Origin of the sequence: Virgifigura deserti, from assembly GCA_003576685.1 — a bacterium.
GTDB lineage: Bacteria > Pseudomonadota > Alphaproteobacteria > Dongiales > Dongiaceae > Virgifigura > Virgifigura deserti.
The window spans coordinates 149,993-164,199 of the sequence record QOZR01000007.1 but is presented as its reverse complement, the minus strand read 5'-3'; the positions used below and the strand labels follow the sequence as shown (position 1 = coordinate 164,199).

The following is a 14,207-nucleotide window of genomic DNA, read 5'->3' as shown; positions in this document are numbered from 1 at the left end:
GCTATACGGCCGCCCATACTCCATCTCATGCCCGCGAGGAGAACCCTATGACCGCTTCCACCGATTACAAGGTCGCCGACCTGTCGCTCGCCGGTTGGGGGCGCCGCGAGATTGCGATCGCCGAGACCGAAATGCCCGGCCTGATGGCGGTGCGCTCGGAGTTCGGCGGGCGCAAGCCGCTCAAAGGCGCGCGCATCGCGGGCTCTCTGCATATGACGATCCAGACGGCGGTGCTGATCGAAACGCTGACGGCACTCGGCGCCGAGGTCCGCTGGGCGTCCTGCAACATCTATTCGACCCAGGATCACGCCGCGGCGGCGATCGCCGCGAGCGGCACGCCGGTGTTCGCCTATAAGGGTGAATCGCTCGAGGATTATTGGGATTACGCGCACCGCATTTTCGAATGGGCCGATGGCGGGGTGGCGAACATGATCCTCGACGACGGTGGCGATGCGACGCTTCTTGTCCATCTCGGCGCCCGAGCGGAGAAGGACGCCTCGGTGCTCGGCGAACCGCAGAACGAGGAGGAGGAGGCGCTGTTCGCGTCGATCCGGAAGCGCCTGAAGGAGAAACCCGGCTTCTATAGCAAGCTCGCTGCGAGCATCCAGGGCGTGACCGAAGAGACGACGACCGGCGTCCACCGGCTCTACCAGATGGAGAAGGAGGGGCGGCTCCTGTTCGCGGCGATCAATGTCAACGACTCGGTCACCAAGTCGAAGTTCGACAATCTCTATGGCTGCCGCGAAAGCCTGGTCGACGGAATCCGGCGCGCGACCGACGTGATGATGGCCGGCAAGGTGGCGGTGGTCTGCGGCTTTGGCGACGTCGGCAAGGGCAGCGCCGCATCCCTGCGCAATGCCGGCGCGCGTGTCATGGTCACCGAGGTCGATCCGATCTGCGCGCTGCAGGCGGCGATGGAGGGCTATCAGGTGGTCACGATGGAGGATGCCGCGCCGAACGCCGACATCTTCGTGACCGCGACCGGCAATGTGGACGTCATCACGCTCGACCATATGCGGGCGATGAAAGACCGGGCGATCGTCTGCAACATCGGCCACTTCGACAGCGAGATCCAGATCGGCGCGCTCAACAACTGCAAGTGGGAAGAGGTGAAGCCGCAGGTCGACGAGGTGGTCTTCCCCGACGGCAAGCGGCTGATCGTCCTCGCCAAGGGGCGGCTGGTCAATCTCGGCTGCGCCACCGGCCATCCCAGCTTCGTCATGAGCGCCTCCTTCACCAACCAGGTGCTGGCGCAGATCGAGCTCTGGACCCGTCGCGACCAGTACGAGAACAAGGTCTACGTCCTGCCGAAGCATCTCGACGAGAAGGTGGCGGCACTGCATCTCGAGAAGGTCGGCGCCAAGCTGACGCGTCTCAGCGACAAGCAGTCCGATTATATCGGCGTGCCCGCAGCCGGCCCGTTCAAGCCGGAAACCTATCGCTATTGAGCGACGATTGGCATGGTGCGATCGCTTCCGAGCCCGCGATTGCGGGCTCGGAAGCGATTTGCTGTTGTGATAGCTTGTAGCCGAGAGTCTTGAAGAATAAACTCCCGCGTGTGGGGGATCTGGAGATAACGCGCTCTTGGTGCGTAAGACTCATAGGTGCGGTTGCGGCGACGATCGCGGCGCCGTGCCTTCCCGCTGCTGCCCAATCCACCCTTCCGAGTGCCGTGGTCGGTGAATTGAGCCTGCCGACCCTGGCTGCTCTCGCCGCCGGTACGGTCGCGCTCATCTCCATCGCCGGCCTGCTCTGGTATCGACGGCGGCTGCGGGCCCTGACCGCTGAGCAGGGGCTGCTGAAGGCCGAGATCGGCCTGCTCTCGACGGCCCTCGACAGCGCGCCGGAAGGCTTCTTCCTGTGGCGCGGCAAAGCGGACGAGCCGCAGGCTTCCACCCAGGTCTCCATCGGCCTCGCCGCCCTGCTCGGCCAGCCGCCGGGGCGGGCCTTCACCTATGCGGCGATCGGCAATTGCCTGTCCGCGACCGATCGCGCGTTGCTCGATGCCGAGGTGGCGCGACTGCGCGAGCAGGGGGCGGCCTTCGACCTGACGCTGCGGCTGACGAGCGGCGATCGCGTCCTTCAGGTGAGCGGTCGTCGGGCGCGCGGTGCCGCCACGGCGCCCGTCGATGTGCTCTGGTTCCGCGACATCACAAGCTATATCGGTGCCGTAGCGACCGCCGCGCGCGAGCGCGATCGTCTGGCGACCCTGCTCGATAACCTGCCGCTGCCGATCTGGAACCGCGACGCGGATTTGCGTCTCACCTATTGCAACGAGACCTATGCGCGGATCGCCGACGGCAGCCGTGACGCCGTCATCGCGGCGGGCATGGAAATCGGCGGCGGCGTGATCGCCGAGAACGGTAAGGCCGTCGCGCGACGCGCGCAGGCCCTCGGCATGCCCCAGTCGGAAAGTCAGCACCTCGTGGTCGGCGGTGATCGGCGGTTGTTCGATTTCGTGGAGCAGCCCCTCGGGCCGGACGCCATCATCGGCTATGCGCTCGATATGACCAATCTCGAGAACACGCAGTCCGAGTTGGCTCGCCATATCGCCGCCCACGCCGAGCTGCTCGAGCATCTCGGCACCGGCATCGTGATTTACGGCCCGGACAGCCGCGTGAAGTTCTTCAACACGGCCTATATCGAGCAGTTCGGGCTCGACGAGGAGTTCCTCGGCAGCGAGCCGACCATGGCCGAGGTTCTGGAAGCCCTGCGCGAGCGGCGCCGGCTGCCCGAGCATGCCGACTTTCCTAGCTATAAGCGGGAGCTGGTGCGCCATCTCACCGGTATCATCCGGCCGCACGAGGAGTTGCTGCACCTGCCGAACGGCTCGACCTTGCGAATGGTCGCGGCACCCCATCCGTTCGGCGGCGTGCTGATCACCTATGAAGACGTGACGGACACGCTGGCGCTCGAGCGGTCCTACAATACGCTGATCGAGGTCCAGCGCGAAACGCTCGACAATCTTTATGAAGGCATCGCGGTCTATGGCAGCGACGGACGGCTGAAGCTCAGTAACCCGGCCTTCGCCCGCTTGTGGGGGTTGGCGCCGGAGGCGCTTCAGAACGAGCCGCATGTGTCGACGATCGTCGATCAGGTGCGGGGGTTCTTCGGCGACACGGCGGATTGGGAAGCGCTGCGCGACATGATCATCAGCCGCGTTTCCGACCGCGAGACCCGCAGCAGCCGCTTTGAACGCTCGGACGGCTCCGTGCTCGACTTTACGGCGGTGCCTCTACCGGATGGCGGTTCGCTGCTCACCTATGTCGACGTCACGGACAGCATCCGCGCCGAGCGAGCGCTGCGCGAGCGCAACGCGGCGCTGGAGACGGCCGACCGGCTGAAATCCGAATTCATTGCCAACGTCTCCTATGAGCTTCGCACGCCGCTCAACGCGATCATCGGTTTCGCGGAGATCCTCGATCACCAATATTTCGGTCCGCTCAACGATCGCCAAGTCGAATACAGCCGCGGCATCGTCGCGGCGTCGCAGCGCCTGCTGTCGCTCATCAACGATATCCTCGACATCGCGACGATCGAGGCCGGCTACCTGCATCTCGACCTCGATACCGTCGATATCGCCGCCCTTCTGTCCGGTCTGCAGATTTTGGTGAGCGAGCGGGCGCGCAATCGCGAGCTGGCACTGGAGATCGACTGCCAGCCGGATATCGGTGCCGTTGTCGCGGACGAGCGGCGGCTGAAGCAGGCGATCTATAATCTGATCAGTAACGCGATCAAATTCACGCCGCAGGGCGGCAGGATCACAGTCTCCGCCCGGCGCGAGGAGTCAGAAATCGCGATCGTCGTCGCCGACACCGGCATCGGCATCGCGCCGGAGCATCAGGCGCGCGTCTTCGAGAAGTTCGCTCAGGTTGGCACGCAAGGGCGGCAGGGCGGCGCCGGTCTCGGCCTTGCGCTGGTGAAGAGCCTGATCGAACTGCATGGCGGCAGCATCGAACTGGAATCGGCGCCCGACAGCGGCACCCGCGTCACCTGCCACATCCCCCTGCGCGCCGAACCGCCGGCGACGCCCGCCGAGGACGAGGCGCCGACGGCGTAGACCTCCTATGCCGCGCCGGGCACGCCCTTGGTCGTGGAATATTCGAAATGCAGGGCTTCGCCGGGATGGACGAGCGGATAGATGGCGTGGGCGGTCATTGCCGCCTCCGAGAAGCCCGATAGAATCAGCTTAAGCTTGCCGGGATATGTGGCGATGTCACCGATCGCGAAGATGCCCGGTGCGTTGGTCGCACAGGTCGCCGGATCGACACTGATATGGTTGCGCTCCAGGTTCAGGTTCCATTGCGCGATCGGTCCCAGATTCATTGCCAGACCGAAGAACGGCAGCAGCGCATCGGCCGCGAGCGGTCGTTCCTGGCCGTCCAGCGTCGCCACGACCACCGCCTCCAACCGGCCGTCCGCCCCTTCCAGGCGAGCCAGCTGATAGGGCACCACCATCTCAATCGCCCCCTCGGCGGCCAGCGCGTCCAGGCGGGCCACCGACTCCGGCGCGGCGCGGAACTTCGGCCGGCGATGGACGACATAGACCTGTTCAGCCAGCCCGGCCAGGGACAGCGCCCAATCGACCGCCGAATCGCCGCCGCCGGCGATCACCACGCGCTTGCCGCGGAAATCCTCGCGCCGCTTGACCAGATAGAAGACGCTCTTCCCCTCATAGGACTCGATATCGGGCAGCGGCGGCCGGTTCGGGCCGAAGGCGCCGACGCCGGCGGCGATGATGATGGCCCGCGCCTCGATCACCGTGCCCTTGCTTGTCTCCAACCGCCAGCCGCCGCCGAGGTCGGTCAGGCGCTCGACCTGCTGGCCGAGATGGTAGACCGGCTCGAACGGCGAGGTCTGTTCCTCCAGCTTCTGGATCAGCTCGGCGGCGTCGATCTGCGGGTAGCCGGGAATGTCATAGATCGGCTTTTCCGGATAGAGCGCCGCGCATTGCCCGCCCGTCGTGTCCAGCGCGTCGATCACGTGACAGCGCATCTTCAGCATACCGCACTCGAAGATCGCAAACAGACCGACCGGGCCCGCCCCGATGATCGCGACATCGGTCTTTTGAACGGCTTCGGACATCCAGGGCTTCTCCCATTGGGCTTTGAGGGGTGGCGAACGATGGTCGCTAAAATGCCGGGCTCTGCCTGCATTATCAAGGCCGTAGGCGACCGCCTCGATTTTCGCTGCGATGCCGTCCGGGCAACGGCGCAGACCATGGACAGGGTCTGTCAGACGCTCTACAACCTGCGGCTATGATGCGTCGCGCCATGCCCTCCGAGACCGTCTCGCTTCACCTGCCGAACGAGGCCGCGACGGAGCGCCTTGCCGAGCAGGTCGCAGCGCTGGCGCGGCCGGGCGACGTGATCGCGCTTCACGGCGACCTCGGCGTCGGCAAGACCCGGTTCGCGCGCGCCTTTATCGGCCGTCTGACCGGTGAAGCGGAAGTGCCGAGCCCGACCTTCACGCTGGTCCAGACCTATGAGGCGCCGGTCGCGGCGATCTGGCATTTCGACCTCTATCGCCTGACGGCGCCGGAAGAGGCGATCGAACTCGGCCTCGAAGAGGCGTTCAGTACCGGGATTTCGCTGATCGAGTGGCCGGATCGGCTCGGGCCGTCCCTGCCGGAAGACCGGCTCGACCTCACCCTCGATTTCGCCAGCGCGGAGCAGCCGGAGGTGCGCACCGTCTCGCTGACAGGCCGGGACGGCTGGGCGCCGCGTATCGTAGCCCTCGGACAGAGCTTGACGCACCATGCCTGACGGTCCGCGCAGCGATCGCGACACCCTGATCGCTCGTTTCCTTGCCGCGCACGGCTGGGCCGGTGCGGAACGTTGGGTTCTGGCGGGCGACGCCTCCTTCCGTCGCTATGACCGGCTCGAAGCGGACGGGCGGCGTGCCGTACTGATGGACGCGCCGCCGCCGAAGGAGAACGTCCGCCCCTTCGTGACGGTCGACCGCCTGCTTGGCGCGATGGGTTATAGCGTGCCGCGGATTTTCGCCGCCGATGAAGACGCCGGTCTGCTGCTGCTCGAGGATCTTGGCGACGATACCTACACCCGCCTGCTGGCGCGCGGCGCCGATGAGCGGCGCCTCTACATGCTCGCCGTCGATCTGCTGATCGATCTGCATCGCCGGTTCGCGCCCGAGCGCCAGGACCGGCTGCCTGAGTTCGACGACGCTCGTGCGTTGCGCGAGGTCGGGCTGCTGCTCGACTGGTATTGGCCGGCGACGCAAGGCGGCCCGGTTCCGGACGCTCTTCGGGCCGAATATATCGCGGCCTGGAGCGCCGTGCTGCCGCAGCGCCGGCGCGTCGCGGACAGCTTCGTCTTCTTCGATTTCCATGTCGACAATCTGCTCTGGCTGCCCGACCGGATGGGGGTCGCCGCCTGCGGATTGCTCGATTTCCAGGATGCGGTCATCGCCCCCCGACCGTTCGACCTGATGTCGCTGATCGAGGACGCTCGGCGTGACGTGCCGCCGACCTTGGCCGCCGAGCTGCGCGCGCATTATCTCGCCGCGTCCCCGGATCTCGATCCGGAGGATTTCGCGACGGCATTCGCCGTTGTCGGCGCACAACGCCATAGCCGCATCATCGGAACCTTCACACGCCTGCTGGTGCGCGACGGAAAATCCGGTTATCTCGTGCATATGCCGCGCGTCTGGCGTCAGCTCGAAGGCAATCTCGCCCACCCGGCGCTGGCGCCGGTACGCGCCTGGTTCGAGGCGCATCTCCCGCCGCCGGCGCGCCGCCTGCCGACGGCGTAAGCGGAGCCCAGGGGGAATGCCGATGGGGGAATGCCGAGGGGAATGAGGGGAAATCAAAGAGTGCAGCCCGTGACAGCGCAACCCGTGGTGCCGACGCATGCAATGGTCCTGGCCGCCGGGTTCGGCACGCGTTTGCGGCCGATCACGGAGAACCTGCCGAAGCCGCTCGTCCGGGTGGCGGGCACGCCGCTGATCGATTACGCGCTGGACCGCCTCGCGGAGATCGGCGTCGGCCACGCCGTGGTGAACACCCACTGGCTCGGCGAGATGATCGAGGACCATCTCAAGGGCCGGACGCGACCAAAGATCGAGTTCTCCCACGAACGCGAGATCCTCGAAACCGGCGGCGGCATCCTCAAGGCGTTGCCGCAACTCGGCGACGCACCCTTCTATGTCGTCAATGGCAAGATCATTTGGTTCAATGGCAAGGTCGACGCGCTGCTCCGCCTTGCCGAGGCCTGGGACGACGAGGCGATGGATGGCCTCCTGCTGCTGCAGCCGACGGCGACCGCGGTGGGCTATGACGGGCGGGGCGACTTCTTCCTCGACCAGACGGGGCGGATCCGACGCCGGCGCGAGTGGGAAGTCGCGCCGTTCCTCTATTCGGGGATCCAGATCCTGCATCCGCGTTTGTTCAAGAACGCGCCGAAGGGCGCCTTCTCCTTGAACATTCTCTATGACCGCGCGATCGAGGCCGGGCGGCTGCATGGCCTGCGTCACGATGGCGAGTGGTACCATGTCAGCACGCCGCGCCACCTCGCCGAGGTCGAGGCGCGGATCGCGATCGGCGGCGATCGGCCGTACGGGACATGACGGACGGACCGCGCCCGCGCCGGTCCGTCTTCACCATTCCGTCGGGAGTTTCGTTCGTCGACGCGCTTGCCGCGCGCCTTCTCGCCGAGGCTGACGGCGATCCGCTCGCGCTCGCCCGCGGCACGATCCTTCTGCCGAACCGCCGCGGCTGCCGCGCGCTGCAGGAGGCTTTCCTGCGGCAGAGCCGCGGGCGCCCTCTGCTACTGCCCCGCATGATGCCGATCGGCGACCTCGACACGGACGAGCTGACACTTGCAAGCGGCATTGAGGTCGGCGGTCCGGCGGCCGAGGCGCTCGACATGGCCCCGGCGATTCCGCCGCTGCGCCGGCATCTGCTGCTGACCCGCGCCATTCTGGCCGCCTTTGCCGGCTGGAAGGCGGCAGACGGCCCGGCCGACGGCGACGCGTGGCGTGGAGGAACCCCGCCGACGGTGGACCAGGCGGCGCGGCTCGCTACCGAGCTGGCCCGGCTGCTCGACCAGATCCAGACGGAGCAGCTTCCCTTCGACGGACTCCGCGCGCTGGCGCCCGAGGATTACGCGATCCATTGGCAGGTGACGCTGAAATTCCTCGAAATCCTGACCGAGGTCTGGCCGCGGATTCTCGAGGAGCAGGGCTGCGTCGATCCTGCCGTCCGGCGCAACCTGCTGCTCGCCGCCCAGGCCGAGGCTTGGCGCCGCAGCCCGCCCGCCGACCCAGTCACCGTGGCCGGGTCGACTGGCAGCATTCCGGCGACGGCGGAGCTGATCGAGGTCGTCGCCGGGCTGCCGCGTGGCCGCGTCGTGCTGCCCGGCCTCGATCGCGACGCGGGCGAGGCCTGCTGGCGTGAGATCGTCCAGGATCCGAGCCATCCGCAGCACGGCCTGCATCTGCTGCTCGATCGCCTCGGCCTGGAACCGCGCGACGTGGCGGTTTGGCCGGATACGGGGGAGAGGGGCACGCCGCCGATGCGGGCGCGGCTGATCGCCGAGGCGTTGCGGCCGGCGGCCACGACGGACGGCTGGCGTCATTGGGCGGCGACCAGCAATATCACGGCGATCGAATTCGCGCTTCGCGACGTCTCCCGAATCGACTGTCCCGGCCCGCAGGAGGAGGCCGGCGCAATCGCGCTGATGCTGCGCGAAACCCTTGAGGTGCCGGGCAAGCGCGCAGCGCTGGTGACTCCCGACCGAGCGCTGGCGCGGCGCGTCGCTGCCGAGCTCCGACGGTGGGACATCACGATCGACGACTCCGCCGGTCGCCCGCTTGCCGACACGCCGCCCGGAACCTTCCTGCGGCTGACGGCGGAGCTTCTCGTGGAGCGGGTCGCGCCGGTGTCGCTGCTGGCCCTGCTGAAGCATCCGCTTGCCGCCGGCGGGATGGAGCCGCCGGCCTTCCGCGCGCTGGCCCGCAGGCTGGAGATCGGTGTCCTGCGTGGGCCGCGCCCGGCCGCCGGGTTCGACGGATTGGTTGCCGCGCTCCCGGATAATCTACGGGACCCGCTGGGGCCTTGGGTGCGGCAGCTTGCGACGGCCGCGGCGCCGTTCGCGGCGTTGATCGCCGCAAGAGAGACCAGTCTCGACGCGCTGCTCACGGCGCATGTCGCCTTTGCCGAGGCGCTTGCGGCGAGCGCCTCGCTGTCCGGTGCCGAACGGCTGTGGGCCGGCGAGGCGGGCGAGGCCGCGGCGGATTTCGTTGCCGACCTGCGGCAGGCGGCGCACAGCTTCAGCCGTTTGCCGGGCGCTCGCTATCCGGCCCTGCTCTCTAGCCTGATGTCCGACCTCGTGGTTCGGCCGCGCTACGGACGGCATCCGCGCATCGCGATCTGGGGTCCGCTGGAAGCCCGACTACAGCATGTCGACCTGCTGATCCTCGGCGGGCTGAATGAGGGAACCTGGCCGCCGGAGCCCTGGACCGACCCGTGGCTGAGCCGGCCGATGCGGCGCGCCTTCGGCCTGCCGGCGCCGGAACGGCGCATCGGCCTCGCCGCGCACGACTTCATCCAAGCCTTTTCGGCGCCCGAGGTGGTGCTGACCCGGGCGTTGCGCGTCGAAGGAACGCCGACCGTGCCGTCGCGCTGGCTGATGCGCTTCGACGGGCTGTTGCGGACGGCCGGCATCACGCCCGACCGGATGCGGCCCAGCCAATGGCTCGACTGGCAGGCGAAGCTGGACCGGCCGGCGCACGTCTTGCCGATTGCGCCGCCAATGCCGCGGCCGCCGGTTGGCGCCCGGCCGCGGCGGCTTTCCGTGACGGAGGTCGAGACCTGGATGCGCGATCCCTACGCGATCTATGCGCGGCACATCCTGCGTCTGAGGCCGCTGGATCCGATCGACGCCGATCCGGGCGCTGCCGACCGCGGCGCCTTCATCCATCGTGCGCTCGATCGCTTCGTGAAGGACCATCCCGGGCCGTTGCCGGCGGATGCGCTCGACCGCCTGCTGGCGATCGGAGCCGGCGCGTTCGGCGATGCGCTGAGCCGCCCGTCGGTCTGGGCCTTCTGGTGGCCGCGCTTCGAACGCATCGCCCGCTGGTTTCTCGCGCAGGAGCAGGAGCGCCGCGACGATCTGCTGTCCAGCCTGACGGAGGTGCGGGGCCGGCTGACGCTGGCCGCGCCGGGTGGGGCCTTCGAGCTGGTCGCCAAGGCCGACCGGGTCGATTGTCATCGCGACGGCGCGGCGATCATCATCGACTACAAGACCGGCGCTTTGCCGGTGCGGCGCGACATCGATCTCGGCTTCTCGCCGCAGCTTCCACTTGAGGCGGCGATCGCGCTCGCCGGCGGGTTCGATGGCCTGCCCGCGGGACCCGTCGGCGAGCTGGCCTATTGGCAGCTCGTGGGCGGCGACCCGGCCGGCAAGATCGACTCCCGCGCGGCGGATTGCGGCGACGTCGCGGCGGCGGCGCTTGCCGGCCTCGCGCGGCTGGTCGCCGCCTTCGATGACGAGGCGACGCCCTATCTCGCGGAGCCCAATCCGGCCTGCGCGCCGCGCTACAGCGACTATGGTCATCTGGCGCGGATCAAGGAGTGGTCGGCCGGCGGGCCGATGAGCAGCGAATGACGATCGCGCTCGGCACACCGCTCATCCGCCTGGCCGGCTCGCACCAGCGGCGGGCCGCCGATCCCGCGGCCTCGGCCTGGGTCGCGGCGTCGGCTGGCACCGGCAAGACCAAGGTGCTGACCGACCGGGTGCTGAACCTGATGCTGACCGGCACGGAGCCGTCGCGCATTCTCTGCCTCACCTTCACCAAGGCGGCGGCGGCCGAGATGGCCAACCGCATCGCCGCTCGCCTCGCCCTGTGGACCGCGGCGCTGGACGCGGATCTGGAGAAGGAGATCGAGACGCTTACCGGGCAGCGGCCCGATGTCGAGCTCTGCCGCCGGGCGCGGCAGCTTTTCGCCCGCGTTCTCGATGCGCCGGGCGGAATGAAGATCCAGACTATCCATGCCTTCTGCCAAGCCCTGTTGCGCCGGTTTCCGCTCGAAGCCGGCATTGCGCCGCATTTCGAGATTCTCGACGATCGCAGCGCTGCCGAGCTTCTGCAGAGTGCCCGCGAATCGGTGCTGTCCCGGGCGCGGAGCGGCGCCGACCAGGATCTCGCCGCGGCGCTCGCCGAGGTCACGGCGCAGTGTTCCGAAGACGCGTTCGCGGAGCTGATGCAGTCGCTCCTGGCCGAGCGCGGCCGCTTGGCTCACCTCCTGGCGGGGCATGGCGGCTGCGACGGCCTGGTCGTGGCGATCCGCGAACTCCTGGGGCTGGAGCCCGACGAATGCCGGGACAGCCTGCTCAAGGCGGCCTGCGAGGACGGGGCAATCGACCTGCTCGGCCTCCGTCTCGCCGTCGAGGCGCTCCTGCAGGGCTCGAAGACGGACCGGGAGCGCGGCGACGGTATCGCCGCCTGGCTGGCCGCGCCCGATCGCCGTGCCGCGGAGTTCGAGACCTATCGGCGCCGGTTCCTGACCGATGGATCAGCCGCCGGCCTGAAGATCCGCGAGCGCCTGATCACCAAGGCGGCGGAGGCGGCATCGCCGGGCGTGAAGGCGGTCCTTCAGGCCGAGGCGGAGCGGCTGCACGCACTTAGCGACCGGCTCAACGCGGCGATGCTGGCTGCGGCGAGCGGCGCGCTGCTCACCCTTGGTGGCGCGATTCTCGATGCCTATCGCCGCCAGAAGGAGGTCCGGGCGCAGCTCGATTACGACGACCTGATCCTGGCGTCGCGCGATCTGTTGAAGCGACCCGGCATCGCCCCCTGGGTCCTGTTCAAGCTTGATGGCGGCCTGGACCATATCCTGATCGACGAGGCGCAGGACACTAACCCCGACCAATGGCAGGTCGTCCAAGCCCTGGCCGAGGAGTTTTTCGTCGGCGCCGGTGCACGGCCCGAGACGCGGACGATCTTCGCCGTCGGCGATCCGAAGCAGTCGATCTTCAGCTTTCAGCGCGCCGATCCGGCTGCGTTCGAGGCGATGCGCAGGCATTTCAGCGATCGGGCGGCGGCGGCCCGGATGCAATGGGAGGATGTGCCGCTCAACATCTCCTTCCGCTCGACCGCCGCGGTGTTGTCCGCGGTCGATGCGGTCTTCGCCTCGGCCGAGGCGCAGGCCGGCGTTGCCTTGGACGGCCAGCCGATCGTCCATCAACCCTCCCGCGTCGGCCATGCCGGGCTCGTCGAGTTGTGGCCGCCGGCGCAGCCACGCGAGATGGCGGAGCTCGAGCCCTGGGCGCCGCCGATCGATCGGCAGCCGGGCGATTCGCCGCGCGGCCGGCTGGCCCGGCTGATCGCCGCGCAGATCGAAACCATGATCGCGACCGGCGAGAAGCTGCGCTCGCGCGACCGTCCGGTGCGACCCGGCGATTTCATGGTTCTGGTCTGCCGCCGCAACACCTTCGTCGAGGAGCTGGTCCGCGAGCTGAAGCAGCGGCAGGTGCCGGTCGCCGGCGTCGACCGGATGGTGCTGACCGATCAGATCGCGGTGATGGATCTGGTGGCGTTCGGCCAGTTCCTGCTGCTGCCGGAAGACGACCTCACCCTCGCCACCGTGCTGAAAGGCCCGCTGGTCGGGCTCGACGAGGAGGAGCTGTTCCGTCTCGCCTATGGGCGCGAAGGGTCATTATGGGCCGCGCTGCGCCGGCGGGCTGAGAAGGAGGATGTCTTCGCCCGGGCCCATGCCTTCCTCGCGGAACGGCTCGCCGCGGTGGACTTTGTCCCGCCCTACGAACTCTATGCCGACCTGCTCGGCCGTCTCGGCGGGCGACGCGCGCTTCTCGGCCGGCTTGGGCCTGAGGCGGCCGATCCGATCGACGAGTTCATGAATCTGGCGCTCATCTATGAGCGGGCGCATGTGCCGTCGCTGCAGGGTTTTCTCCACTGGCTCGCCGTCGGCGATGTCGAGGTGAAGCGTGACCTGGAGCAGGATCTGCGCGGTCAGGTGCGGATCATGACGATTCACGGCGCCAAGGGCCTGCAGGCACCGATCGTCTTCCTACCCGACACGATGCAGGTGCCGAACCACACGACGCGGCTGCTCTGGTGCGAGTCCAAGTCGAACGGCAGTCCAGGGCTGTCCCAGTCTCTGCCTCTATGGTCGCCGCGCACCGGCTGCGATGAGGCGGTGGCGCGGGCGGCGCGCGCCCGTCATCGGCAAGCCGAGGCCTGCGAGTATCGCCGCCTTCTCTATGTCGCGCTGACCAGGGCCGAGGATCGGCTCTATGTCTGCGGTTGGCACGGCAAGCAGACCCCGCGCTCAGGCTGCTGGTACGACCTCGTCGGCGCCGGCCTTGCCGCGATCGCCGAGGAGGCGGCCTTCGACTGCACAGACCTGCTGGGACCGGATCACGGGTGGAGCGGCCGGCTGCTTCGCCTTGCCGATCCGCAACTCGCCGTGCCGGAAAGCTCCGGACAGACGCCGCAGACGGCCGCAATCGACACACCGACACCGGGCTGGTTCGCGGAACCGGCGCCGGAGGAGCCGCTGCCTTGGCGGCCGTTGGCGCCGTCCCGGCCAAGCGATGAAGAGCCGCCGGTTCAGCCGCCGCTCGGCGCGGATGACGGCCTGCGGTTCCGGCGTGGGCGGTTGATCCATCGGTTGCTGGAGACGCTTCCCGAGATCCCCGCGGCAGCCCGGGCGGCGGCGTGCCGACGCTTTCTCGCCCGTCCGACCCACGACCTGTCCGACGCCCAGCAGCAGGAGATCACGGCGGAGGTGCTGCGCGTGCTGGAAGATTCCACCTTCGCGCCGCTGTTCGGACCCGACAGCCGGGCGGAGGTGATGGTCGTCGGCGAGGTCCGCGGCGAAGCCGGCGCGGTCGAGGTCCTGTCTGGCCGAATCGATCGGCTGGTGGTTACCGAGGCCGCTGTCCTGATCGTCGATTACAAGACCAATCGACCGCCGCCGGAGACGCCCGACGGGGTGCCGGCCCTCTATCTGCGCCAGATGGCCTGCTATCGTGCTGCTTTATCTCGAATTTACCCCGATCGGCCAATTACTTGCGTGCTTCTTTGGACCGATGGTCCGCGCATCATGCCGCTGCCGGTCGAGCAGCTCGACCGTTACGCGCCTTGACGCTCCCGGCGGCGGTTCCTAAATTCGCCGCGTTGGCTGCGGCCTTGCCCATGAGCCGTTGCAACACCGAAGGAGTGAT

Annotated in this window: 8 protein-coding genes; 7 read left to right on the top strand and 1 reads right to left on the bottom strand. The window is 68.2% G+C overall.

What is annotated here, in order from left to right; translation table 11 throughout:
• Positions 1–47 precede the first annotated feature (47 nt).
• Both ahcY and DT069_RS13870 read left to right on the top strand, forming a co-directional pair.
• Positions 48–1,448 (top strand): adenosylhomocysteinase, encoded by a 1,401-nt coding sequence (gene ahcY, locus DT069_RS13875; protein ID WP_119460903.1) that lies wholly within the window; start codon positions 48–50, stop codon positions 1,446–1,448.
• Between the two features lie 224 nt (positions 1,449–1,672).
• Entirely contained in the window at positions 1,673–4,060 is a 2,388-nt protein-coding gene (locus DT069_RS13870; RefSeq protein ID WP_162913188.1) for a sensor histidine kinase, read from the top strand.
• A 5-nt stretch (positions 4,061–4,065) separates the two neighbouring features.
• Here the strand turns inward: DT069_RS13870 and DT069_RS13865 are convergent, their stop codons facing one another.
• Entirely contained in the window at positions 4,066–5,085 is a 1,020-nt protein-coding gene (locus DT069_RS13865; protein WP_119460902.1) for an NAD(P)/FAD-dependent oxidoreductase, read from the bottom strand.
• 188 nt (positions 5,086–5,273) lie between these two features.
• On the opposite strand from DT069_RS13865, the gene tsaE reads away from it, so the two are divergent.
• From tsaE to addA, 5 genes are all read left to right on the top strand, one after another.
• Positions 5,274–5,765 (top strand): tRNA (adenosine(37)-N6)-threonylcarbamoyltransferase complex ATPase subunit type 1 TsaE, encoded by a 492-nt coding sequence (gene tsaE, locus DT069_RS13860; protein ID WP_425450229.1) that lies wholly within the window; start codon positions 5,274–5,276, stop codon positions 5,763–5,765.
• Positions 5,758–6,771: an aminoglycoside phosphotransferase family protein gene (locus DT069_RS13855; protein WP_119460900.1), complete on the top strand. Its 1,014-nt coding sequence runs from the start codon at positions 5,758–5,760 to the stop codon at positions 6,769–6,771. The genes tsaE and DT069_RS13855 overlap by 8 nt, the downstream gene beginning before the upstream one ends.
• Positions 6,772–6,840: 69 nt before the next feature.
• Positions 6,841–7,584, top strand: a complete 744-nt coding sequence (locus DT069_RS13850) for a nucleotidyltransferase family protein (RefSeq protein ID WP_425450228.1) — start codon at positions 6,841–6,843, stop codon at positions 7,582–7,584.
• Positions 7,581–10,625: a double-strand break repair protein AddB gene (gene addB / locus DT069_RS13845; RefSeq protein ID WP_119460898.1), complete on the top strand. Its 3,045-nt coding sequence runs from the start codon at positions 7,581–7,583 to the stop codon at positions 10,623–10,625. Before DT069_RS13850 ends, addB begins: the two co-directional genes overlap by 4 nt.
• On the top strand, positions 10,622–14,128 hold the full coding sequence (gene addA / locus DT069_RS13840) for a double-strand break repair helicase AddA (RefSeq protein WP_119461031.1): 3,507 nt from the start codon (positions 10,622–10,624) through the stop codon (positions 14,126–14,128). The genes addB and addA overlap by 4 nt, the downstream gene beginning before the upstream one ends.
• Positions 14,129–14,207: the final 79 nt, after the last annotated feature.

Coding starts and splice junctions, on each gene's coding strand:
- DT069_RS13865 (WP_119460902.1), bottom strand. CDS start 5,085: ATGTCCGAAGCCGTTCAAAAGACCGATGTCGCGATCATCGGGGCGGGC.
- tsaE (WP_425450229.1), top strand. CDS start 5,274: ATGCCCTCCGAGACCGTCTCGCTTCACCTGCCGAACGAGGCCGCGACG.
- ahcY (WP_119460903.1), top strand. CDS start 48: ATGACCGCTTCCACCGATTACAAGGTCGCCGACCTGTCGCTCGCCGGT.
- DT069_RS13855 (WP_119460900.1), top strand. CDS start 5,758: ATGCCTGACGGTCCGCGCAGCGATCGCGACACCCTGATCGCTCGTTTC.
- addA (WP_119461031.1), top strand. CDS start 10,622: ATGACGATCGCGCTCGGCACACCGCTCATCCGCCTGGCCGGCTCGCAC.
- addB (WP_119460898.1), top strand. CDS start 7,581: ATGACGGACGGACCGCGCCCGCGCCGGTCCGTCTTCACCATTCCGTCG.